Origin of the sequence: Salegentibacter salinarum (genome assembly GCF_900168115.1) — a bacterium.
GTDB lineage: Bacteria > Bacteroidota > Bacteroidia > Flavobacteriales > Flavobacteriaceae > Salegentibacter > Salegentibacter salinarum.
Map to the genome: position 1 here is coordinate 234,372 of NZ_FUZC01000005.1, position 24,116 is coordinate 258,487.

The 24,116-nt window shown below is 38.1% G+C and carries 14 protein-coding genes; 5 read left to right on the top strand and 9 right to left on the bottom strand.

Features of this window, described 5'->3' with window-relative positions; translation table 11 throughout:
• Positions 1–12: 12 nt before the first annotated feature.
• Together B5X53_RS08340 and B5X53_RS08345 are read right to left on the bottom strand one after the other, a co-directional pair.
• Entirely contained in the window at positions 13–1,359 is a 1,347-nt protein-coding gene (locus B5X53_RS08340; protein WP_079712832.1) for an MFS transporter, read from the bottom strand.
• A gap of 224 nt (positions 1,360–1,583) precedes the next feature.
• Positions 1,584–2,606, bottom strand: a complete 1,023-nt coding sequence (locus B5X53_RS08345) for a LacI family DNA-binding transcriptional regulator (protein WP_079712778.1) — start codon at positions 2,604–2,606, stop codon at positions 1,584–1,586.
• A 225-nt stretch (positions 2,607–2,831) separates the two neighbouring features.
• Between B5X53_RS08345 and B5X53_RS08350 the strand changes: the two genes are divergently transcribed.
• The 5 genes from B5X53_RS08350 to B5X53_RS08370 all read left to right on the top strand — a co-directional run bounded on the left by B5X53_RS08350 (position 2,832) and on the right by B5X53_RS08370 (position 13,044).
• Entirely contained in the window at positions 2,832–5,750 is a 2,919-nt protein-coding gene (locus B5X53_RS08350) for a SusC/RagA family TonB-linked outer membrane protein (RefSeq protein WP_079712779.1), read from the top strand.
• Positions 5,751–5,774: 24 nt separating this feature from the next.
• Positions 5,775–7,361, top strand: coding sequence for a RagB/SusD family nutrient uptake outer membrane protein (locus B5X53_RS08355; protein WP_079712780.1), 1,587 nt, complete (start codon positions 5,775–5,777; stop codon positions 7,359–7,361).
• 18 nt (positions 7,362–7,379) lie between these two features.
• On the top strand, positions 7,380–8,531 hold the full coding sequence (locus B5X53_RS08360) for a SusE domain-containing protein (protein WP_079712781.1): 1,152 nt from the start codon (positions 7,380–7,382) through the stop codon (positions 8,529–8,531).
• 57 nt (positions 8,532–8,588) lie between these two features.
• Complete coding sequence (locus B5X53_RS08365; RefSeq protein ID WP_079712782.1) at positions 8,589–10,046, top strand: alpha-amylase; 1,458 nt, start codon at positions 8,589–8,591, stop codon at positions 10,044–10,046.
• Positions 10,047–10,488: 442 nt separating this feature from the next.
• Positions 10,489–13,044 (top strand): adenosylcobalamin-dependent ribonucleoside-diphosphate reductase, encoded by a 2,556-nt coding sequence (locus B5X53_RS08370; RefSeq protein WP_079712833.1) that lies wholly within the window; start codon positions 10,489–10,491, stop codon positions 13,042–13,044.
• Between the two features lie 220 nt (positions 13,045–13,264).
• Here B5X53_RS08370 and B5X53_RS08375 read toward each other — a convergent pair whose 3' ends face one another.
• The 7 genes from B5X53_RS08375 to B5X53_RS08405 form a co-directional block, all read right to left on the bottom strand.
• Complete coding sequence (locus tag B5X53_RS08375; RefSeq protein WP_079712783.1) at positions 13,265–15,835, bottom strand: cellulase family glycosylhydrolase; 2,571 nt, start codon at positions 15,833–15,835, stop codon at positions 13,265–13,267.
• A gap of 9 nt (positions 15,836–15,844) precedes the next feature.
• A complete protein-coding gene (locus B5X53_RS08380) occupies positions 15,845–16,741 on the bottom strand; it encodes a hydroxypyruvate isomerase family protein (protein WP_079712784.1) in 897 nt (298 codons plus the stop codon).
• Positions 16,742–16,999: 258 nt separating this feature from the next.
• Positions 17,000–17,704: an NUDIX hydrolase gene (locus B5X53_RS08385; protein WP_079712785.1), complete on the bottom strand. Its 705-nt coding sequence runs from the start codon at positions 17,702–17,704 to the stop codon at positions 17,000–17,002.
• A 59-nt stretch (positions 17,705–17,763) separates the two neighbouring features.
• Positions 17,764–19,353, bottom strand: coding sequence for a solute:sodium symporter family transporter (locus B5X53_RS08390; RefSeq protein WP_079712786.1), 1,590 nt, complete (start codon positions 19,351–19,353; stop codon positions 17,764–17,766).
• Between the two features lie 70 nt (positions 19,354–19,423).
• The gene (locus tag B5X53_RS08395; RefSeq protein ID WP_232764147.1) at positions 19,424–20,419 is read right to left on the bottom strand and encodes an aldose epimerase family protein; all 996 of its coding nucleotides are present in this window, start codon (positions 20,417–20,419) and stop codon (positions 19,424–19,426) included.
• A gap of 10 nt (positions 20,420–20,429) precedes the next feature.
• Positions 20,430–22,253, bottom strand: coding sequence for a DUF885 domain-containing protein (locus tag B5X53_RS08400; RefSeq protein WP_079712788.1), 1,824 nt, complete (start codon positions 22,251–22,253; stop codon positions 20,430–20,432).
• A gap of 3 nt (positions 22,254–22,256) precedes the next feature.
• Entirely contained in the window at positions 22,257–24,104 is a 1,848-nt protein-coding gene (locus tag B5X53_RS08405) for a CocE/NonD family hydrolase (protein WP_079712789.1), read from the bottom strand.
• Positions 24,105–24,116: the final 12 nt, after the last annotated feature.

Below are 24,116 nucleotides of genomic sequence, written 5' to 3' on the forward strand. Positions count from 1 at the left end.
CTGTTTTTTATTTTATGCTTTTACTGGTTCATCTACATCATCTATTCTAAATGTGAGTATTGCTGCAATTAGGAAAGCAATTCCGCTGGTAACCAACGCGTAAATCGGGTTTCCATCGTAAAGATATTTTACCATTAATCCGCCAACCAGGGCATTTACTATTTGCGGGATCACAATAAAAAAGTTAAAAATCCCCATATAAACCCCCATTTTTTTCGCAGGGATGGAACCTGCAAGAATCGCATAAGGCATCGCTAAAATACTGGCCCAGCCAATTCCAATTCCGAACATAGAAAGCAAGAGCCAATACTCGTTTGGCATAATGTAAATGGAAAGCATACCTAAGGCTCCTATAAACAAGGAAACGATATGCGTACTCTTTCTTCCAATTTTAAGTGCAATTGCCGGAAGGAAAAATGCAAAAACAGCTGAAACAGCATTATAAACCCCGAAAAGTACACCAACCCAATCACCGGCATCCTGGTAGGTTTCACTGCTGTTATCTGATAATGGCAAACCGTAAATATGATGAGCTATGGCGGGAGTAGAAAACACCCACATTCCAAATAGACCGAACCACGAAAAGAATTGAACCCAACTAAGTTGCCGCATGGTATGTGGCATCTTGGCAAAATCTGAAAAAATATCCATTAAACTGGATTTTTCTTTTTCATCGACCGTCTCGGGCACGTGGTCGTCCATTTTCTCGAGTTCTTCAGGAGAATATTCTTTGGTGGTAATTACCGTAACCAGAATACTTCCCACCAAAATGGCCGCCCCGATCACAAAAGAAAGCAGTAAATTCAATGGAACTTCACCTATTACCGCCCTGTTACTAATATCAAACCAGTTGGTTAAAACATAAGGCAACCAGGAACCAATTACGGCCCCAATTCCTATTAAAACGGTTTGTACACTAAAGCCAAGGGTTCTTTGATCTGAAGGTAATTTATCGGCCACCAGGGCGCGAAAAGGTTCCATCGCAACATTAAAGGAAGCATCCATAATAAAGAGCATCCCGGCACCTACCCAAAGGGAAGGTAAAATAGCGATAAACCAATCGGCATTAGGCATTAAAATCAGACCTATGGCTGCTAAAATCGCGCCTGTAAGAAAGAATGGACGCCGACGGCCGAGGCTGGTCCAGGTTCTATCGCTGTAATAGCCAATTATAGGCTGAACGATTAAACCGGTAACCGGCGCAACCAACCAAAACCATGAAAGTTCATGAATATCGGCTCCGAAAATTTGTAAAATTCTACTTGCGTTGGCGTTTTGGAGTGCAAACCCCATCTGGATTCCAAGGAAACCAAAACTCATGTTCCAGATTTCCCAGAAACTTAATCTACGTTTTTGCATATCGTACAATTATCGTTTACGATAAGCATAAGGCTTATCAAAACTTATTTTAGGTAGGAAGTAAAAATATAAGTTCTGATAAATTAACTAAGCTGGGGTAAATATATATAAAATTTTAAAGATGAGAATCCAAAATTACTTGATAATCGAAATTTTAATATTTCAAGGAATATTTCAAGATCAAAAAAATCACCTAATACCCCGTTGACTTGATACGAAGTTGTTTACAATTTGGTTGAATTTCTTTCTATTAAATTGGTTTCTACAATTACTGTTCTGTAAGATTCTTCCTCCTCTGGTTTTCTTTCCAATTTATCTATTAAAAGCCTGGCAGCTTCCGCTCCCATCCGTTCGCCGTGTTGACTTACTGTAGTAAGACTGGGAATAAATCTTTTTGAAAGTTCTCCATCGGTAAATCCAATTACCGAGACATCTTCAGGCACTTTTAAACCTTTCTCCTGTATGGCTTTTATTGCGTAAATAGCGAAATGCTCATTTACTGCGAAAACTGCATCTACTTCATTTTTATCAATAAAGTCTTTAATTTCAGTTTCACTATTATCCATATCCTCTATTTTAAGGATAAGCTTATCATCAATTTCTACATTATTTTCTCTTAAAACTTCAAGATAACCGCGGGTTCTTAACTTCCCTACGCTCACATAATCTACCGTAGAAACCAGTCCGATTTTTTTAGATCCCTTATCCAATAAATATTGAACTGCTTTTTTAGCACCAAGAACATCATCAATAATCACTTTATCGCAATGAATTTCATCTACCACTCTATCAAATAAAACAACCGGCATTCCCTGGTTGGTGACCTCAGTAAGGTGATGATAATCTTCTTTTTGCATAGTTTCCTTTGCCATAGATAGGATAAAACCATCGGTACTGCCGTTGGCCAGCATTTCAAGGTTTAGCACTTCTTTATCAAAAGAATTATTAGACAAGCACACAATTACGTTATATCCCATTTCGTTTGCAACCTGCTCTACACCACTAATCACCGTAGTAAAGAAATAATGAACAATCTCGGGAATAATTATTCCTATAGTTTTTGTTTTTCGGTTTTTAAGACTAAGTGCAATATTATTTGGCCTGTAGTTATATAATTTTGCAAAAGCCTTAATTTTTTTTCGGGTTTCTTCCCCAATTTCAGAACTGTCTCTTAGGGCTTTTGAAACAGTAGAAATAGATACGTCTAATTCTCTTGCAATTTGTTTTAGGGTCAATTTTGGTTTCATAAAAATCTATTATTTAGAAATAACTCAGGGAGAATTTTTAAGATGTCGTAAAAATACTATAAAAATTACGCTATACCCGCAAAATTCAAAAGTTTTCAACACTCAAACGTTTGCGCAAAATACTGGTAAGGGAATGCCTATTTCTTTACATTCTGTTTACATACTTTTAACCTCAGGAAGTAAAAATATAAGCATAATTTTTAGTAAAAATCAATAAAATAATTTATGAAAACACTATTTAAAAGCACGTTGATGTTGCTCTTAATGCTGCCAATGAGCTTTTTTGCGCAGGAGACTGTGAGCGGGGTTGTTAGCGAAAGCGCAACCGGCCTTCCAATTCCCGGTGCAAACGTTATTGTGAAAGGAACAACTAATGGTGCAGTCACAGATTTTGATGGTAATTATACCATTCAAAACGTTAGTGAAGACGATATTCTTGTTTTTTCTTTTCTGGGTTTTGCCAGTGAGGAAATTCCCTATGAAGGGCAGGAAACTTTAGATGTTCAGTTAGACGAAGATCAGGCTACTTTAGAAGAGGTAGTTCTTATTGGTTATGGTAGTACATCTGAACAGGATGCTACAGGATCTGTAGAAAAGATTTCTTCGGAAAGCTTTAACCAGGGAGCAGTAGTTTCACCAGAACAATTAATATCGGGTAAATCGGCCGGGGTTAGAATTACTCCCGGAAGCGGTGAACCAGGTGGTGGTTCTGAAATTAGAATTCGTGGTGGTTCTTCCCTATCGGGTAACAACTCTCCACTTATTGTAGTAGATGGTGTGCCATTAGACCAAAGAGGAGTTCAGGGTGTTAGAAACCAGTTAAACTCTATTAACCCAAACGAGATTGAAGATTTCGTAATATTAAAAGATGCTGCTGCAACCTCTATTTATGGTTCCAGAGCTTCTAACGGGGTGATTTTAATTACTACCAAATCTGGTAAAAAAGACTCTCCGCTTGCGTTAAGTTACGATCTTAAAGTTTCAGCGGGTAGAATTATAGACAAAGTAGATGTGTTGGATGCCGATCAGTTTCGTAATTTAATAAACGATACTCCGGGAACAGATCCTTCTTTATTAGGCGATGCTAATACCGACTGGCAAGACCAAATTTACCAAACTGCTGTAGGAGCAATACATAACTTTACGGCAACTCAAGGTTTCGAGAATTTCTCTTACCGGGTAAATTATAACCATACTTCACAAACAGGAGTTTTAAAGACCGATGTTTACGAAAGAAATGCGCTTAACATTGCACTTAACCAGGATTTATTTGATAATCACCTAAAATTATCTTTAACTTCTAAAGGAATTGTAGATGAAAACCGTTTTGCAGATCAGGGTGCTATTGGCGCAGCTGTAGGCTTTGACCCTACCCAGCCGGTTTATGAGGAAGGAAGCTATTTTGGTGGGTATTATGAACACACACTTTCACCCGGGCAACAACAAATCCAGGCTACACGAAACCCGTTAGCACTCTTAGAGCAATTAGACGGTCGTGGAGTTACTAAAAGAAATATCACAAACCTGAATGCAGAATATAAATTCCATTTTCTACCGGAATTGAAATTTAATGTAAATGCAGGTTTTGATTATTCAGAAAATGATGGTTATAACAGAAGACCATTAACTTCTGCTGCAAACAACCAAGATATTCCTTATTTTGAGGATTATGGTGGTTTCAACAGAAATACACTTCTAGATTTCTATTTCAATTATAAAAATGATATAGATTTTCTGGATACTGAAATTGATTTAACTGCAGGACATTCTTACCAGGAATTTTTTATCACCAGTAAGACAACTGAAACAGTTTCTAATAATATTCTTGAGTCACCACGAGATACCGATCGTAATGCACTGGAATCTTATTTTGGTCGTGCCAGTTTTGACATTGCCAATAAATACCTGATTTCAGGTAGTGTACGTAGAGATGGTTCTTCAAGATTTGGAGGAGATAATAAATGGAGTATTTTCCCCGCATTATCTGTAGGTTGGAAATTGCACAACGAAAATTTCCTTGCAGATTCTAATGTATTGAACCAATTAAAACTTCGTGCAGGATACGGGGTAACCGGGAACCAGGAAATTGGACCAAATTATGGTTACTTCGGAACTTATAACCCAAGTGTTGGTGGAGCGCGCTACCAGTTTGGCAATCAATTCTACAATACTTTACGCCCTGAAGCATACGATTCTGACCTGAAATGGGAAGAATTACAAACCTATAATGTTGGTATAGATTACGGGCTCTTTAATAACAGAATTTCTGGTACCGTAGAAGCTTATTACCGCGAAACCGAAGACCTTTTGGCCACGGTACCGGTACCGGCAGGTGCTAACCTTACAGACCTTTTAGTTACCAACGTAGGTAGCACGGTAAGTAAAGGACTTGAATTTGGGATTAACGGTGCTATTATTCAGCAGGAAGATTTCAACTGGGATATAAATTATAATTTAACTTTCCAGGATTTAGAAATCACGAACCTAACTTTAGGTGACAATCCAAATTTCCAAATTCCACAAGGAGAAATTAGCGGTGGTGTTGGCAACAACATTCAGTTATGGAAAGAAGGTTACGATCCTACAACTTTCAATGTTTTCCGCCAGGTTTACAATGAAGATGGACAACCCATAGAAGGTGCGTATGTAGATGTAAACGGGGATAATGAAATTACAGAAGAAGACAGGGTTGCTTATAAAAAAGCTACACCAGATTACTTTATGGGATTAACTAATACTATGAGGTATAAAAACCTTGATTTCAGCTTTACTTTTAGAGGTAACTTCGGAAATTATATGTATAACAATACCCAATCAAGTAATGGATTTGTTGGCGCAGGTACCGTTACCCCGCAGCCTTACTATTCAAACTTTAACAGCAATGTTTTAGAAAGTAATTTCAACAATAACCAGTTCTTTTCAGACTACTATATTCAGAAGGCTGATTTTGTGAAATTAGATAACATTTCTGTAGGATATTCATTCCCTGGAGAAGAGCTTGATATTAGAACTTCATTAACCGCCACCAATGTATGGACTATAACCGATTATGAAGGTTTAGATCCAGAAATTGCAAACGGTATAGACAACAATTTTTATCCAAGATCTACCACCATTGTACTTGGTTTAAATCTTTCATTTTAAGAAAAAATATATAATAAATTAGTTATGTTAAAAACACTAAAACCATTCTTAATCCTATTTATAAGCGCCGGTTTCTTCTGGTCTTGTGAAGACGATTTAGATTTGCAGCCTGAAGATAACAGGCTCACGGCCGAAACCACCTTTGAAGATCCAGAATCTTACAAACAGTTTTTAGCCAAGCTTTACGCCGGTCTTGCAGTTAGTGGCCAGGAAGGCCCGGCCGGTGATCCAGACCTTATTGGTCTTGACGAAGGTTTCTCCCAGTATTTAAGATTATACTGGTCTATGCAGGAACTTACTACAGATGAAGCTGTAATTGGCTGGAACGATGGTACTATTCAAGACCTGCACGCCCAAAACTGGACAGCAGGAAATGAGTTTATTAGAACTATGTACTCAAGGATTATGTACCAGGTTGCTCTTACTAACGAGTTTTTAAGACAGAGCACTCCCGAGCTTCTAGAATCTCGCGGTCTTGCTTCTGAAGAAAGAGAAAATGTGGCCCGTTACCGAGCTGAAGCAAGGTTTTTAAGAGCTTTACATTATTATCACGCTTTAGATTTATTTGGAAATGTTCCATTTGTAACCGAAGAAGATCCTGTTGGAGCTTTTCTTCCGCAGCAAATTCAGAGACCGGAATTATACGATTTCGTAGAAAGTGAACTTTTAGCTATAGAAAACGACATTGTGGCCGCGAATTCTAATGAATACGGACGTGCTGACCAGGCTGCTGTTTGGATGCTTCTTTCTAAACTTTATCTAAATGCTGAAGTTTATACCGGTGAAGGCCGATATGCAGACGCATTAAATTATTCTGAAAAAGTAATTAACGCCAATTATACCCTGGCAGATAATTACCAGAATTTATTCCTGGCAGATAATGATTCTAATGGAGCTCAAACTGAGGTTATCTTCCCTATCGCTTTTGATGGGCAACAAACCCAATCTTACGGTGGGATGGCTTTTATTATTCACGCTGCTGTTGGTGGTGATATGGAACCTGAGGACTTTGGAGTGAGTAGTGGCTGGGCAGGTTTAAGAACTACCGCTGCCCTGGTTGATAAATTTCCTAATGGAGCAGAATCTGAAGACGAAAGAGCACTTTTCTTTACAGAAGGACAAACCAAAGAGATAGATGAAATTTCCAGCTTTAACGACGGTTTTGCGATTGCTAAATTCAAAAATGTGACCGTGGATGGCGAATGGGGATCTGATGATACAGGGGAATTCCCAGACACAGATTTTCCAATGTTCAGACTTGCTGATGCATATTTAATGTATGCTGAAGCTCACCTAAGAGGTGGCGGTGGTAGCCAATCGGCTGCTTTAGGTTATGTGAATGAATTAAGGGAAAGAGTTGATGCCGATCAAATTGGAGGATCAGACCTAAGCTTAGATTTCATATTAGATGAACGCGCCCGTGAATTATACTGGGAAGCTCATAGAAGAACAGATCTTATAAGGTTTAACCAATTTACTGAAAACGGAATCTGGCCCTGGAAAGGAGATGTTCCGCAGGGAGCAACTACCCAAAGTTACAGAGACCTAATGCCTATACCGGCTTCAGATTTAGGAGTTAACACCAATTTAGAACAAAATCCAGGATATTAATTTTATAAAAGAATTAAAATGAAAAAATTTTCAATTTTATTTTTAGCATTTGTCGCGCTACTAAGTTTTAACGCGTGTACACAAGACGACGATATTGTATTCGTTGCACAACCAGACCCGGAGGGAATTCAGTTTAGCAATTCATTTCAAAACACCTATGTGTTACCGGCCGGAAATCCAGATAATCTTGCCGAAAGATTTGTTTGGAACGAAGTAGATTTCGAGGCTCCTACTACAATTACCTATGAGCTTCAGGGATCTGCAGATGAAGCTTTTGGGGACCTTATGGTAATAGGAAGCACAGATAATAATAATCTAGGTGTAACTATTGGCCAAATGAGAGAACTTGCTGAAGATGCAGGTCTTGATAACGATCCTGAAACCGAAGCGCCAAATACTGGCATGGTTTACTTTAAGGTTCGTGCTTTTGCCGGTGACGGGGAAGGAAATGCTTTAGAAGAATTTTCTGAAACTATCGCTCTTAATGTAGAGTTACCAGAAGCTGAAGAAGAAGGTGAAGCACCAAAAATGGAGCTATTCCTTGTTGGAGATGCTACTGAAGCCGGTTGGGAGCCAGACAATAACAACACTCCTTTATTTAGAGATGGTGAAAATGAGTCTGTTTACTACTTTGAAGGAAGATTTGCCGGAGGCGGAGATACAGAAGGTTTCAAATTTTTACAAACTACAGAGTGGCAACCACAATGGGGGATTTCTAATGGAGAACTTACCAACAGTGAGATCTTAGGTGATGACCCTGATGCTTTCCCGGTAGAAGATGATGCTTACTATTCTTTAATGGTAAATGTTGATGAAATGACTTATACCTGGGAAGAAATTGATGAAAGTTCAGCAACAGTTTATGAAACAGTTGGACTTGTAGGTGAAGGAACCAGTGTTGGCTGGCCAACTGAGGATAATGAAACCCCTGATATTGTAATGAATCAGTCTGAATTCAACCCTCATATCTGGTATGCAGAAGACATTGTGCTTTCTGATGGACCAATTAAATTTAGGGCGGATCTTGCCTGGGATGTAAGTTGGGGTGGTACAACCTTCCCAAGCGGTGAAGCTGCCGGTGATGATATTCAGGCGACAGCAGGAACTTACGATGTTTGGTTTAATACACTGGATGGTCGATATATCTTTATCCCTCAAGGGGAAGAGTAAAAGACTCAATTAACTTAAAGGGCTGCCGCGTGCAGCCCTTTTTTAATTCTTTTTATTATGAAAAAAACTAAACTTTTATTCCCTTTTCTTTTCGGCTTGCTGTTAGTGCTATCCGGCTGTTCTAAAGACGACGATGAAGTTGTTGATGAAACAGATGATATTACCGGCGGTGAAGAAGAGGAAATACCAACTCCGCAGGATCCCGAAGCATTAGATCTTTCGCAATATACAAGCGGGCAAAAAGTAATGATGCAAACTTTTTACTGGGACGTAGAACCTCGCTTTGAGTGGTGGAACAATCTTTCAGATAAAGTTGAAGGCTGGGCAGATGCAGGAATAGACAGGTTATGGCTTCCTGTGGCTACAAAAGGCCAATCTGGCGGATATTCTATGGGTTACGATCCTTCAGATTATTTTGATTTTGGAGAATACGACCAGCACGGAACCGTACCTACCCGTTTTGGAAGCCGTGATGAACTGGAAAATCTTATTTCCAAATCTCACGATTTAGGCCTGGAAGTTATTGCAGATATTGTATTAAATCATAATTCCGGTGGAGGGTTAGAATATAACCCTTATCGCGAGAAAGAAACTTACACCAATTTTGATGAAGAAAATGGAAATGCTTCAGGAATGTTCAATAGAAGTTACGAGCATTTTCATCCAAATGATATAAGCGAGAGTGACGAAGGGGACCTTTTCTTCTCTGAACAGGATCTGGATCACGATGTTCCTTATGTACAGGAGTGGCTTTGGGAGAAAGAAAATTCTGTAGCAAAATATTACAAAAACGAAATGGGCTTTGATGGCTGGCGATTTGATTATGTAAAAGGTTTTGGAACCTGGGTAATTAAAGAATGGATGGATGAAGTTGGCGGATTTGCCGTAGGTGAAAATTTTGATGGTAATCCAGATGTTTTAGTAGACTGGGTAGACGCCACAGGAGTTTCAGCTTTCGATTTTGCCGCTTTCTACAAAATGGAAGAAGCTTTTGATCGTTTTGATGACTTAAATTATTTAGATGGAGGAATGCTTCGGAAGGTTTATCCGGACAAAGCAGTGACTTTTGTAGCTAACCATGACACCGAAAAAGACGAAAATGAGGATAATAGGATAGCTTCAGAAAATAAAATGAAGGCTTATGCCTATATTTTAACACACGACGGATATCCAACAATTTTCTATTCAGATTACGAAAATGAGACTTTTAACGAAGAAATTAAGCAGTTAATCGAGATTCATAACAGTCTGGCAGTTGGTGATGTAGAAGTACTTCACGTAGATAAAGACGAATATTTAATGAAAAGAGAAGGTAATGCTGAAAACCCCGGATTAATTATATATATTAGCACCGGCAGCACTACCAAGCGTAGAAACGTTCAAACTAATTGGAATAACGTTACCCTTTTAGATTATAGTGGTAACACAACATATACCCCTACCTCCGATGAAAACGGAATGGTAACGATTGAAGCTCCCGCGAATGGATATTCAATATATTCCATCACGAAATAGGTTTTATTTTGAATTTTCATAGGTGTTAATTCAAAGACTGGCTGGTTGTTAATTCAACCAGCCTCTTTTTTTCCAGCCATTCGGCTTTTACTCTTCCAAACAATTTTTTCCGGAATCAAATAATTTCTCTTTTTCAAACTGAATAAATAGTACAATTTTTCGCGAATATTGATTAAAATTATTCGTAAATTTTATGCGATTTTCAGTAGAAATTACTTTCTGCACTTCAGCTTCAGCAGTTTACTCCCGCCCAAACTTTAATTGACTTTTTTTACAAATTTGTCAACTTTTTAATGTTGATAAATTCGTATTTAACTGACAATTAGCTTATTAACAATTTTTGTTTGATAACTTTTTTTAACAAGATTTTATATTCTTGTACATCTTTGTCTATATTTACATTCCGCTTGAAACAATTACTAATCCAAAATCTAAAATTAATATGGGTGTGAACACTACTACCGCCGCTCCTAAGACGTATAGCCAGGATGAGGCTTTTAAAGCTTCGTTAGACTATTTTAAAGGAGATGATTTAGCCGCACGGGTGTGGGTAAACAAATATGCTCTTAAAGATTCTCAAGGGAACCTTTATGAACTTACGCCAAACGATATGCATCGTAGAATTGCAAAGGAAATTGCCCGTGTAGAGCAACGCTACCCAAACCCAATGAGTGAAAATGAAGTTTTTGACCTAATTAAAGACTTTAAATACATTGTTCCTCAAGGTAGCCCAATGGCCGGTATTGGTAATCCATACCAAATTGCTTCTCTTTCTAACTGTTTCGTTATTGGTAACGACGGGGATTCAGATTCTTATGGGGGGATCATGAAAATAGACCAGGAACAGGTTCAGCTTATGAAACGCCGTGGCGGTGTAGGTCATGACCTTTCCCACATTCGTCCAAAAGGTTCTGCGGTGAAGAACTCTGCCCTTACCTCTACCGGAATTGTTCCGTTTATGGAACGTTACTCCAACTCCACCCGCGAAGTGGCTCAAGATGGTCGTCGTGGTGCGCTTATGCTTTCGGTTTCTATAAACCACCCAGATTCTGAAGATTTTATAGACGCTAAAATGGAGCAGGGAAAAGTAACCGGCGCCAATGTTTCAGTACGAATAGATGATGAATTTATGCGTTCGGTTAAAGAAGATCGCAATTACGTTCAGAAATATCCAATCTTTAGCAAAAATCCTAAGAAATCTAAGGAAATTGAAGCTAATAAACTTTGGAAAAAAATAGTTCACAACGCCTGGAAATCGGCTGAGCCGGGAATCCTATTCTGGGATACGGTAATTAACGAATCGGTGCCAGATTGTTATGCCGATCTTGGTTACAAAACGGTTTCTACCAATCCTTGTGGTGAAATCCCGCTTTGTCCTTACGATTCATGTAGACTTTTGGCCATAAACTTATTTTCTTATGTAGAGAATCCGTTTACGGAAAATGCATCCTTTAATTTTGAACTTTTCAAAAAACATATCGCCGCTGCACAGCGCATTATGGATGATATTATTGATCTTGAATTGGAAAAAATTGATGCAATTCTTGCTAAAATAGAAGCCGATCCTGAAGGACTGGAAATTAAAGGTGTAGAATATAACCTTTGGAAAAATATTCAAACTAAAGCTAAAGAAGGAAGAAGAACCGGAATTGGCATCACTGCAGAAGGCGATATGCTTGCCGCTTTAGGTATTAAATACGGAAGCGATGAAGGAGTAGATTTCTCAGTAAAAATCCATAAAACCATCGCTTTAGAAGCTTACAGGGCTTCGGTTTATGCAGCAAAAGACAGAGGTGCTTTCGGTATTTTCGATTCTGAAAGAGAAAAAGAAAATCCTTTCATTCTTAGACTTAAAGAAGCCGACGAAAAATTGTATTACGATATGCTGGAATACGGTCGTCGTAACATTGCTTTACTTACTATTGCTCCAACCGGGACAACCAGTTTAATGACCCAAACCAGTTCTGGAATTGAGCCGGTATTTATGCCGGTTTACAAGAGAAGAAGAAAAGTAAACCCCAACGATAAAGATTCGCGCGTAGATTTTGTTGATGAAGTTGGGGATTCCTGGGAAGAATATGTGGTTTTCCACCATAGATTCAAAGAATGGATGAAGGTAAACGGCCACGAAATTACTGATGATTATTCGCAAGAAGAATTAGATAAACTGGTAAAAGCTTCTCCTTATTATAAAGCAACTTCTAATGATGTTGACTGGTTAAGTAAAGTGAGAATGCAGGGCGCAGTGCAAAAATGGGTAGATCACTCAATTAGTGTGACCATTAATTTACCAAACGATGCTACGGAAGAATTGGTGGGTCAGTTATATTTAGAAGCCTGGCAAGCCGGTTGTAAAGGAGTTACTGTGTATCGCGATGGATCACGCTCTGGGGTTTTAATTTCTAATGAAGAGAAGAAAGAGGAAGCCGAGGAAGAAAACAATACGCCATTCCCAACTACCAGACCTGAAACTTTAACGGCTGATGTGGTTCGTTTCCAGAATAACAAAGACAAATGGATTGCTTTTATTGGTTTAATAGACGACAGGCCTTACGAGATCTTCACCGGATTCGCCGATGACGAAGACGGAATCTTACTTCCGCGTTGGGTTACTGAAGGCGCTATTATTAAAGCCCGAAATGAAGATGGAACCTCCCGTTACGATTTTCAATACGAAAACAAACGAGGCTATAAAACTACTATTGAAGGATTATCACATAAATTCAATCCGGAATACTGGAACTATGCAAAACTAATTTCTACCACCCTTAGACACGGAATGCCTATTGAAAAAGTGGTAGATTTAATAAACAGCCTGCAGTTAGACAGCGAGTCTATAAATACCTGGAAAAACGGGGTTGCCCGCGCGTTAAAACGCTTTATCGCCGATGGTACCGTTGCCAAAAAACAAAAATGCAGTAACTGTAATTCTTCTAATCTTATCTATCAGGAAGGTTGCCTTACCTGTCAGGATTGCGGCTCTTCCAAATGTGGATAGAATAGCTCTTGTTAGATTAGATAAAAAATGCCTTTTGAGCTTTTCAAAAGGCATTTTTGTTTTGTAGAAATGTCGCTTCCCTGGAGCTGTATCTTTAAAATTCTGCTGTACTATAAATATACCGCCGCTCTGAGGCTCATTAAGATTTTGATCCTGGGTTTTTATATTTTAGAGATATACAATGGTAAAACAAGGTTTAAACATTCATCTATATTTTCTTTTACTCCAAACTCACTGAAATAATCCCCACCCCATGCGGATTTTCCAGTTCGTTATCTTCAATTCCGGGACCTATAGAAAATTGCAGGGCTTCCGCATTTTCCAACTCCAAATCTCCTTCATAAGAATGCTTAAAATAATATGGCAAAAAAGACGGATATGGTCTTGGTAAACTAACCGTTTTAACCGGTTTTAATGAAGAAAGTTCAATTTCGTAGGTTTCGGTTTCTGCATCTAAATCAATTAAAGTCCCAAAAGCTGCACCGTTTTTCATAATAATTGCAACCTGAAATTTATCTGTACTTTCAGTCAGTGCCCGAGCCTTAATTATAATTTTTTCTTTAGAGTCCAGCTCAGTTTTACGTCCCTCAATTTTTCTGCTAAAATTATATCGAAACGAATAATCATAAACAGGCTCTGCTTCAGGATTTTCAACATCTTCTTCAAAAAGCTTTTCTACTTTTACCTGGTATTCTGCTTCCCCGGGATTATTGGTTGGCACTAAATTATTCTGCGGACTCCACTCCCCTACTATATAATCTTCATCTTGGGATGCATTAAAAATATATAAAGGTTTTTCTTCTCGTACCACCCTTGTGGTATACTTTGCTTCGGAATGAAAATCCCAATCTTCTGGACTTCCTGAAACTTCCCCGGGAAAAGTTTCTTTTCCTTTATCTGTAGTTACTATAATCCTATACTCCAAAAACCCATTTTTTAATAGATTTTCAGGGATTTGGGCTGAAAAATTATAAGTCCTATCATTTTCTAATTCTACCGAATCATAAGTGTTTCCATTTTTTAACCAGGCTTCTACTCCTTCAATTTCTTTATCTGAAACGATCTCCGCCGTGATTTCCAACGAGGAATTTGCAGTAATCTCCTTAACTGGCTCGTGTAGAACATAAGTTTTCTCTACGGTGGATTCCGGCGCGGTAAACTCTTCCAATTCAACTCTTAAATCCAGCTCTGTGTTTTTATCCAATTCAGCACCATTATTTTTTAAAAGATAGGTGCCGGGGCGAATTTTAAAGGATTTTCCTTCAATTTCAGGGTTAAACGAATTATTTTCATTTATAGCTTCCAGACTGAAATTATCGCTTATTCCTGGCAGGTTTAAATCCATTTGCCAGTTCTCCCAGTTGATCACCGCCACGGTTTTATCAAGGCTGTTGCTTCCAAAAGGATTATCAACCAGAATAGCATCGGGCATTACTTCCAGCCGCCAGACACCATCGGTTAATTTATCCAGAAAATAAGCGCCTTTACCTTCATATTTAATCACTTCAGAATTTCCAAATCCGGCGACATGATTCAGGTTTTCTATAGATTTAGGCTGAACTTCATTGGTATTCGTATAAATAAATTTTCCTTCAGAATTTAAAACGGCCAGGTCATTTTCATAATCTATTGTAAAATCCTGGAATTCCAGATTTTTGGGAAAAACCCCAAAATCACTATTTACAGGAACCTGATGAAAAATCTCCCCTGCAATCATTAAAGCTAAAGCCCTTTGAGGCGTGTAAGCAAGGTTCATATAATGGGTGTTATATTCGGTATTCCCAAATGCCAAATAAGTAGGATCGTAAGCAAAATGAGTCCCAATTTGAATCCCTGCTTCCCTGAAACTCCTCGCCATTGCGGCATAGATGTAAGATTTCATCACATCGGCCGCATCAAATTCATAAACCAGTTTTGCCGCGTTATTTTCTTCAATCACATCATTAAATGGAATTTGATATTCGTTCACGTTTGGTAATAAATTTCCTTCCAGTTCCTTCTGAAATCCGAGCCCGGTTGGGTACCACTGAAAAGTTCCGCCATCTATTCCCGCGTCAAAATAGGTTTCGGCGAGATGAATGCTATGGCTTACATTATAGAAAATTGGTTTTTCTGTACCGGTACTTTTCATTGATTTAACCATTTTCTCAATGAATTCCTTTACTTCTTCCGGTTTACCTTTATGATGCGGTTCGTTGCTAATTTCAAAAGCAATAAGGTTTGGCTCATTTTTATAAGCCACGCCGGTATGCGGATTTACGTGATTTAAAAATTGCGCTAAATAGTTTTCCTGTGCTTCAATCGCACCCGGTTCGGTAAGGCTTCCTGCTTTTCCGTATTTATTGGAGAATCCGGGCGTGTCCTCATCGGGTTCGGGCCATCCATTTCCCCAATAAGCAATGGGTGTTATCACGAAATTGATATCGCGTTCCTTCAGTTTTTTCAGTAGATAATCGAACAATTTTAAATGTTCATTTTCTATTAAATTTCCTTCTTCATCGCTAATTTCGGTATCCCAAACGTGAATTCTAAAAAGATCAAATCCCAGTCGGGAAAAATGGTAGACATCTTTATCTATAGCCTCTTTTAAATTAACACCTAGTTGCTCGCCGCTTCGATAGCCGTGGGCAAAAGGAACCGAATAATTCACTCCAAAACCTTTGACTTCTTCATCGTTATGCCCCCAACGCATAAGACCTTCATCATCTACATAAACATCCTGTTTTTCCTGGGCAAAACTTATAAAACTGATTACGAAAAATATAAAAGTCAAAAAAAATCTCTTCTTCATATATAAATTTTAAACATCACAAATTTCAATAGCTTTCTTTAAGGAAGAAATTTCATCAGGATGGGTAGGAATAAATTCCTGGGCAACGAAACCGTCAAAACCGGTTTCTACAATTGCCTTCATAATCGCAGGATAAAAAAGTTCCTGGGAATCGTCTATTTCATTCCTTCCTGGAACTCCTGCGGTATGATAATGATTTATGTGCTTGTGGTGTTTTTTGATGGTAGCAATAACATCTCCTTCCATCACCTGCATATGATAAATATCGTAAAGCAATTTAAAGTTATCAGCCCCCATTTCTTCAGCCAGCGCCACACCCCATTCGGTATGGTCTGCCATATAATCGGGATGATTTACTTTACTGTTAAGCAATTCCATTACCAGGGTTACATTCTTCTCTTTTGCATATTTAAGCAGCGGTTTTAAACCTTTTGAGCAATTGTTAATTCCGGTTTGCTCATCCATTCCGCGCCGATTTCCGGAGAAAACGATCACATTTTTAATTTTACGCTTAGAAGCTTTATCGATTAAACCTTTATATTTTTCCTGAAGATCTTTATGATTTTTTGGCTCATTAAATCCATTTTCAATATTGGCAAAATCATCTGTGGCCATAGAACAAACCAACCCATATTTCTCTACCGTAGCCCATTCGGAAGGTTTTAAAAGATCTATTGCCTGAATTCCCATATTTGCACAGGTTTTCGCAAACTCGTCTAAAGGAATATCCTGAAAACACCAACGGCAAACCGAGTGTTTAATATTGTTCCTTTTACTAGTAGGTAAATTATTATTGTCTATATAATTCATAGCAGCAAAAGAAGATGCTACTCCACCAAGGCTCAAAACTCCTGAACCAATTGCTATACTCTTTAGCGCATCGCGTCTTGAAAATTTCTTATCCATTATTTATGTATTAAGTTGGTATAATAAATTGAAAAACAGAAAAGTCAAAATTCGGGTAAAACTCAAGGTGAATAAGACTTTATCAATAGAAAATTAAACTGAAGAAAAAGCGATTTACGCATTAAAAATGTATCCCAAATCATCCTTTTCTTAGCAAATTATCATAAACGTAATATTTACAATTATTTGTCAGTAAACAAATTTTTTGGAATAATTTTTTAATTTTTTCTTAACAAATTTAAGCTATGGAAATTTCAGTTATGCAATTTCAAAATTGAAGCCTGATTCCTGAAGTTTAAGGTATTTTTTACGGTCAAATTTGTACAAAAATGCACCACGGCGGGAGGTTGACATATCTTTTTCGTCTAATTTAACGAGCACATTTAAGGAAAGTACTTTTTTTCTGAAGTTTCGAGCATCGATTTCTTTATGATAAACTGCTTCATAAAGCCTCTGTAATTGCGGAATTGTAAATTTCTCAGGAAGTAATTCGAATCCGATGGGTTTATACCTTGCCTTTCTTCGAATTCTAACCAGAGCATCTTTTACCATTTGGTTATGCTCCAGCACCAAATCGGGCACATCTTCAATATCATACCAATGCGCACCGTGTCTTTCTACCAATTCTTTATCATATTCTCCAATCCTTATTAAAGCGTACTGGGCAATAGAAATAGTGCGATAACCCGGATCACGAAAGGTGGTGCCATAGGTTTTTAGCTCTTCCATAAACACGTTCTCAAGACCGGTTATTTCCTTTAAAACACGTTTTGCGGCTTCTTTTACATCTTCATCCAGCTTTACAAAACTTCCTATAAGAGACCAGGTTCCCATAAGCGGTTTTACCCTTCTTTTAAAAATTAGAAGCTTCAGGTTTCCTTCATCAAATCCAAAAATTACGCAGTCTGTTGCCACGTACATTTTATCTTCCTGAATGTAGAAATCCTTTTGAAACGGTTTCATTAAAAATTGAAGTTTAAACTAAGATATAAAAATTCTTTAAGCTGTTATTTTGTACTTATTTATTGAGCAAAATAAACATAAATAAATACCACGAGTACCACAATTCCCAGCCCAACCGGTTTTACCAGTTTCCAGGGTTGAATATCTACCTGCCTGGTATAATCCAAAATGAAAGGTTCAATTCTTGGTTTCCATTTTCCAATTATAAACATAATAAGTACGTTAAGAACAAATAATATCGCCATTACGTGAAGATAATGCGGTAGTGCATCTTCTCCTACCACAAAGTACTTTAGTCCCAAATAGATTAAATAGAAACCAACCCCACTAAAAATTGCGACTTTTGCTGCGATAGCGGGGATTCTTTTGGTCAAATAACCCACAATAACAATAGTTAAAATAGGAATACTGTAACTTCCGTTTACTTCCTGTAGATATCCGAAAAGACCCTGAGGAGCATTAGCAATAAAAGGTGCAATAAGCATCGCTCCAATGGCCAGAAATATTCCGAAGCGTTTTCCTTGTTTTACCACTTTAGCTTCACTAGCATCCTTGTTAAAATATTGTTTGTAAATATCAATTCCGAAAAGTGTAACCGAACTGTTCAATGCTGAATTAAAAGAACTCAAAATTGCCCCAAAAAGTACAGCCGCAAAGAAACCTGTAAGAACCGGTGGAAGTACCGCATTTACCAAAGCAGGATACGCCTGGTCGGCATTATCTAAATCGCCCTGAAACATATGCCAGGCAATAATACCCGGAAGAACCACAATGATTGGCCCCAGAATCTTAATAAAAGCAGCAAGCATTAAACCTTTCTGGCCTTCTCTAAGGTTTTTCGCTGCTAAAGCTCGCTGAATAATCGCCTGGTTGGTTCCCCAATAAAACAATTGAACCAACATCATCCCGGTAAATATGGTGGAAAAAGGCACCGAAGCATCGGGCCCTCCAATTGAATTAAACTTCTCTGGATTGGAATCTACTAAAACTTCCAGACCATTAATAATTCCGCCATCTCCAATAGCCATAAGTCCAAAAATGGGAATTAAGAGACCTCCAATAAGCAGACCAACAGCATTAATAGTATCTGAAACAGCAACAGCTTTTAATCCCCCAAAAATTGCATAAATAGATCCAATAATACCAATCCCCCAAACCGTAAGCCAAAGTGCAGTATTTGAACTTACTCCTAACATTTCGGGAATTCCGAACATCGTGCTAATAGCCAATGCCCCTGAATACAAAACAATAGGCAGGAAAATAATCATATATCCTGATAGGAATAGACCCGAAACCAGGGTTTTGGTTCCTTTATCAAAGCGTTTTTCTAAAAATTGCGGTACTGTGGTTAGTCCTCCTTTTAAATAACGCGGTAATAAGAATAATGCTGTGATTACTATGGCGATGGCTGCCAGGGTTTCCCAGGCCATTACCAAAATCCCTTCACTAAACGCCTGGCCGTTTAAACCTACAATCTGTTCAGTAGATAAATTTGTGAGTAAAACTGAACCAGCAATAACTCCAGCGGTAAGACTTCTTCCTCCAAGGAAATATCCGTCACTCGTACTTTCATTGGTTTTTCTTGTGGCTAAATAGGCAATTATAGCCACTAATAAGGTAAAACCGATGAATGATAAAATTCCAACCATAGCTTATTTAAAAATTTTGTTAAATATAAAATTTTATACGAGAGTTAATCCTACTTCAGCCTTAAACTTATTATTGACCGCTAACAGAAAATTTATAGGAAATCCAGTTATAGTATTGTTCTCCAGGTTTTAAAACCGCCTCAGGAAAGTTTCTAAAATTAGGTGCGTCAGGAAAATTTTGTGCTTCTAAACATAACGAAGGATATTCTTTAGCAATTTCCGTATGGTAGGTCAAATCTTCAGGAAGATTTTCAGGAGCATAAGCCACCAGGCCTTTTTGATTGGTTTTCACCTCCATCTTTATTCCTGTTAACGGAGCAAAAAGCCTTGCGGCAACTTCATCTTTATCAGATTTTAAAACGTAGGTATCGTCAAGACTCCGGTTGCCTATTAACTTACCTTCAATAAAGTTTTTTGGGTGTTTTTTCAGCTTTGTTAAATTTCCGGTAGGCAATAGATTTTTATCTACTTCAAGGATCTTTTCAGCTGCAATCTTTAAAAAATGATCACTTATACTTCCGCTGCCATTGAGATTAAAATAAGTATGATTGGTAAGATTAATCACCGTTTTTTTATCGGTTTTAGCCGAATATTCTATAAGCAGTTCATCATTTTCGGTAAGCGTATATTTAACCTCCACCTGTAAATTCCCGGGGTAATATTCTTCGCCGTCCTTACTAAAATAACTGAGTTTCACTGAAGGATTGGGAGCAGCTTCCTGCTCTTCAACTTTCCATATTTTATACTGAAATCCACTCTCGCCACCGTGAAGATGCACGTTGTTTGTCTCGCTTAATTTATAGGTAGTATTATCCAGTTGAAATTCACCATTGGCTATTCTACCTGCATAACGGCCCACTGAAGCACCAAAACATTTGTTATGCTCTTTGTAAACTGAAGTTATAAATTCTTCGGCTCGTGGGCTAACAACTACATTTATTTTATTCCCCGCCTTGTCTTTAATTTTAAAGCTTAAAACAGCTGCTCCATAGTTAAGAACCTGGAGTTCACTCCCGTGATTATTGATAAGATTAACTGTTTTTAGATCTTCTTTTTGAGTTTTCAAAATCAATTTTTTAGTTGGTTTTACCGGAAATCCAGTCATCTACTTTTTCTTCAAGAATATTTAAAGGTAGAGCTCCGTCTAATAGAATCACATCATGGAATTCCCTTATGTCAAAATCTTCACCCAGTTTCTCTTCTGCGTTTTCTCTTAATTCCAGTATTTTGTTCATTCCAATTTTATAAGCTGTAGCCTGGCCGGGCATAACAATATGCCGTTCCACCATTTTCACACAATCACTTTCTGCATTTGGTGTATTCTCTTTATAATATTCAATTCCTTCCTGTCGGGTCCATTTTTTAGCGTGAATTCCTGTGTCTACAACAAGTCTGCAAGAACGCCAGAGCTCCATTGCCAGGCGTCCAAAATCGGAATAAGGATCTTTATAAAACCCAATTTCTTTTGGCAGCAATTCGCTATACAGCCCCCAGCCTTCTACATAAGCGGTATAAAAACTAAATTTCCTAAACTGCGGAATCTCCTCTAATTCTTGTGCAATGGCAATTTGCATATGATGCCCGGGAATTCCCTCGTGATATGCCAAAGCTTCCAATTGATAGGTAGGCATAGCGGCCATATCGTATAAATTAGCATAATAAGTTCCCGGCCTTGAACCATCTTTTGCAGGTTGCTGGTAAAATGCTTTTCCGGCGCTTTTCTCCCTGAATGGTTCTACTGCTTTTACTACTAATTCTGCTTCGGGTTTAGTGAGAAAAAGTTCGTCTAAGTTCGCCTTCATTGAATTTATAACATCGGTAGCTTCAGCAAGATATTTTTGTTTACCAATAGAATCGTTGGCGTAATAAAATTGCTCATCGGTACGCATGAACTCAAAGAAATCCTGCAGTGTACCTTCAAAATCTACATCTTCCTTAATTTTTTCCATTTCGCCATGAATACGTGCCACCTCATCCAAACCAATTCGGTGAATTTCCTCAGCCGAAAGATTAGTTGTTGTAGTTCTTTTTAGGGCGCTGGCATAAAACTCATCTCCTTTTGGAAATTTCCAGGCCCCGGCATCATTATTTGCGCGTTTCTGCTGGGTTTCAAGAAAGGAAATTAAATTTTCATACGCGGGTTTCACTTCCTTAACCAATGCATTTTCAGCTTTAGAAATCAGTTCTTTTTCCTGCTCTTCTGAAATTTCCAGGTTAGAAATCTTCGATTTAAAATCGCTTAATAACGCACTGTTTTCTACAGATTTCCCGAAAGGTTTGCCTTTAATAACGTTTCGACTTGATTCCAAAACCCTGTCAAACACAAAAACCGGTGGCACAATCCCGTTTTGTTCCCTGATTTTAATATTTCCAATCACCTCTTCCATCACCTTTGGAATACCTTTTAACCTGGCAATATAGGCTTCGGCATCGCTTACAGAATCTATACGGTGCATATTGATTAAAAAAGCAGGCAGCTCGGCATGGTGACCAAACATTTGGTTTACCGGATAGTTATAAAACCGGAAATCATAATCGGCTAATTCATTTTCCAATTTCTGCTTGTATAAATCGTAACTCAAACGTGTTTGCTCGTTTAAAGCAGAAACATCTACTTTTTTTATATACTCCAGGCGTTTTTTAGCTTTTTTACGATCTTCAGCATATTTTAAATGTGAAAAATCGTCCCACTTACCGTAATTGGTTTTTTGTCCCAATTGGGTTTGCATCATAGGCGATTCTTCAACATCTTTTTGAAATTCTTCTTCAAAATAATCGTTCAATTCTGCTGAATGCTCTGCGATTTCTGCTTCGGAATAGTTCTCTTCCTTTTGATCACATGAAACACCCAGAACCAGTAAACTGATAAAAAGGAGTTTATGAATAATTCTAATGCTCATTGGCTATTCTTTTATTACTGAAAATTCTATTACAGAATCTCCAAAAACGGTATGGGTTTGCTTCTGAAAATCCTCTTCTTCCGCTTCAAAAATATTTGGAACATAAGTTTGCGGATTTCTATCTATAAGCGGAAACCAGGTACTTTGCACCTGAATTTGCAATTTATGTCCTTTTTTAAAGGTATGGTTAATATCCTGAAGCGTGATATTCACCGGTGTTTTCTTGTTCGCTTCAAAAGGCTCCGGGTTTTCAAAACTGTTTCTAAAACGCCCTCTCATAACTTCACTACGCACCATCATATGGTAATTCCCCATATCTAGATGTTTCATAGTTTCTTCATAATTTTCGGCATCCGGAGGGTAAACATCAATTACTTTTACCACCCAATCTGCTGCAGTTCCAGTTGTTGCTACATTTAAACGAGCCAAAATCTTTCCGGTTAGTTTCATGTCTTCTTCCAGCACTTCGGTTTCAAAAACCAAAACATCCGGTCTTCTGGCAGCGAAACGCTGGTCGCCAGTCATATACTCTCTTGGGGTGAAAACCGCTTTAATTTCATCATTATAAGAAACCGGTTTGTCGGGGTCGCTTACGAATGTTTCTTCATTATCGGTAGCTTCACCGGTTAACTCCTGATCATCTCCCAGGTAAAAAACCTTTTCTTCGGTATTTTTTGGAGGCCAGGCTTCATAAGAATTCCATTTTCTGGCACCGGTATCGTAAACATAAGCTTCAGCAAGATCCACATCGCCATCGCCGTCTCCTTTTAGAAAATGATTAAAGAATTTTGTTTCAATATTCCTTTGATAATCTTCAGATAGGTTATCACCAAAATAAACATTCCCTACCGCCTGTCTTTCGGTTTGCCTGGCCCAATCACCGTGGCTCCACGGGCCAAAAACCATTATATTATAATTATCGCTGGTTTCTTCAATTTTCTTGTAAGTATTAAAAGGCCCGTAAAGATCTTCAGCATCAAATAGTCCGCCTACGACCATTACCGCAGGCTCAATATCTTCCAAATGCTGAATAATCCCGCGACTTTGCCAAAATTCATCGTAATTTGGATGTTCTTTTAATTGTTGCCAGAATACATTGTCTTCACCATAATATTCATCCAGATTACTTAGCGGACCAACATCTAAAAAGAATTGATACTGATCTTGAGTACCAAGATCCGGCAAATCGTACCAGGCCTCGGTAGTCGGGCCGGTTTTGTCATATCCAAAAAGTGCGGTTACTCTCCAGTAACTCAGTAAATAAGCGCCATTGTGATGAAAATCGTCAAAAAAGAAATCCCCGATTCCGGCTTGTGGCGAAGAAGTTTTTAACGCAGGGTGCGCATCTACCAAAGAAGCAACAGCGTAGTGACCGGGATATGAAATTCCCCAGGTCCCTACCCTTCCGTTATTATTATCCACATTCTCAATAAGCCATTCAATGGTATCATAAGTATCACTGGATTCATCAAATTCATCTCCAGATTTATTCGGAATAATAGCTCGCATATTATCATATTTCCCTTCACTCATCCAACGTCCGCGTACATCCTGATACACAACTATATTCCCTTCTTTCATCAAATATTCGTTAGGACTAATTAGGGAACGGAATTGATCTTCACCATAAGGCCTGGAGCTATATGGCGTGCGTTGCATTAAAATAGGATATTCTTTAGAAGTATCTTTTGGGGAGTAAATTGTAGTGTGAAGTAAAGTTCCATCACGCATTGGGATATCTACTTCCGTTTTATTGTAATGTTCTTTTACATCATATTCTTCCTGTGAAATGAGGTGAACAGGTAAAAAACTCAAAAACAGAAGGATAAAACTTAACCGCAGTAATTTCATAGTTTAGGAAAA

Coding starts and splice junctions, on each gene's coding strand:
- B5X53_RS08400 (WP_079712788.1), bottom strand. CDS start 22,253: ATGAGCATTAGAATTATTCATAAACTCCTTTTTATCAGTTTACTGGTT.
- B5X53_RS08350 (WP_079712779.1), top strand. CDS start 2,832: ATGAAAACACTATTTAAAAGCACGTTGATGTTGCTCTTAATGCTGCCA.
- B5X53_RS08370 (WP_079712833.1), top strand. CDS start 10,489: ATGGGTGTGAACACTACTACCGCCGCTCCTAAGACGTATAGCCAGGAT.
- B5X53_RS08390 (WP_079712786.1), bottom strand. CDS start 19,353: ATGGTTGGAATTTTATCATTCATCGGTTTTACCTTATTAGTGGCTATA.
- B5X53_RS08340 (WP_079712832.1), bottom strand. CDS start 1,359: ATGCAAAAACGTAGATTAAGTTTCTGGGAAATCTGGAACATGAGTTTT.
- B5X53_RS08375 (WP_079712783.1), bottom strand. CDS start 15,835: ATGAAGAAGAGATTTTTTTTGACTTTTATATTTTTCGTAATCAGTTTT.
- B5X53_RS08385 (WP_079712785.1), bottom strand. CDS start 17,704: ATGAAACCGTTTCAAAAGGATTTCTACATTCAGGAAGATAAAATGTAC.
- B5X53_RS08355 (WP_079712780.1), top strand. CDS start 5,775: ATGTTAAAAACACTAAAACCATTCTTAATCCTATTTATAAGCGCCGGT.
- B5X53_RS08405 (WP_079712789.1), bottom strand. CDS start 24,104: ATGAAATTACTGCGGTTAAGTTTTATCCTTCTGTTTTTGAGTTTTTTA.
- B5X53_RS08360 (WP_079712781.1), top strand. CDS start 7,380: ATGAAAAAATTTTCAATTTTATTTTTAGCATTTGTCGCGCTACTAAGT.
- B5X53_RS08380 (WP_079712784.1), bottom strand. CDS start 16,741: ATGGATAAGAAATTTTCAAGACGCGATGCGCTAAAGAGTATAGCAATT.
- B5X53_RS08365 (WP_079712782.1), top strand. CDS start 8,589: ATGAAAAAAACTAAACTTTTATTCCCTTTTCTTTTCGGCTTGCTGTTA.
- B5X53_RS08345 (WP_079712778.1), bottom strand. CDS start 2,606: ATGAAACCAAAATTGACCCTAAAACAAATTGCAAGAGAATTAGACGTA.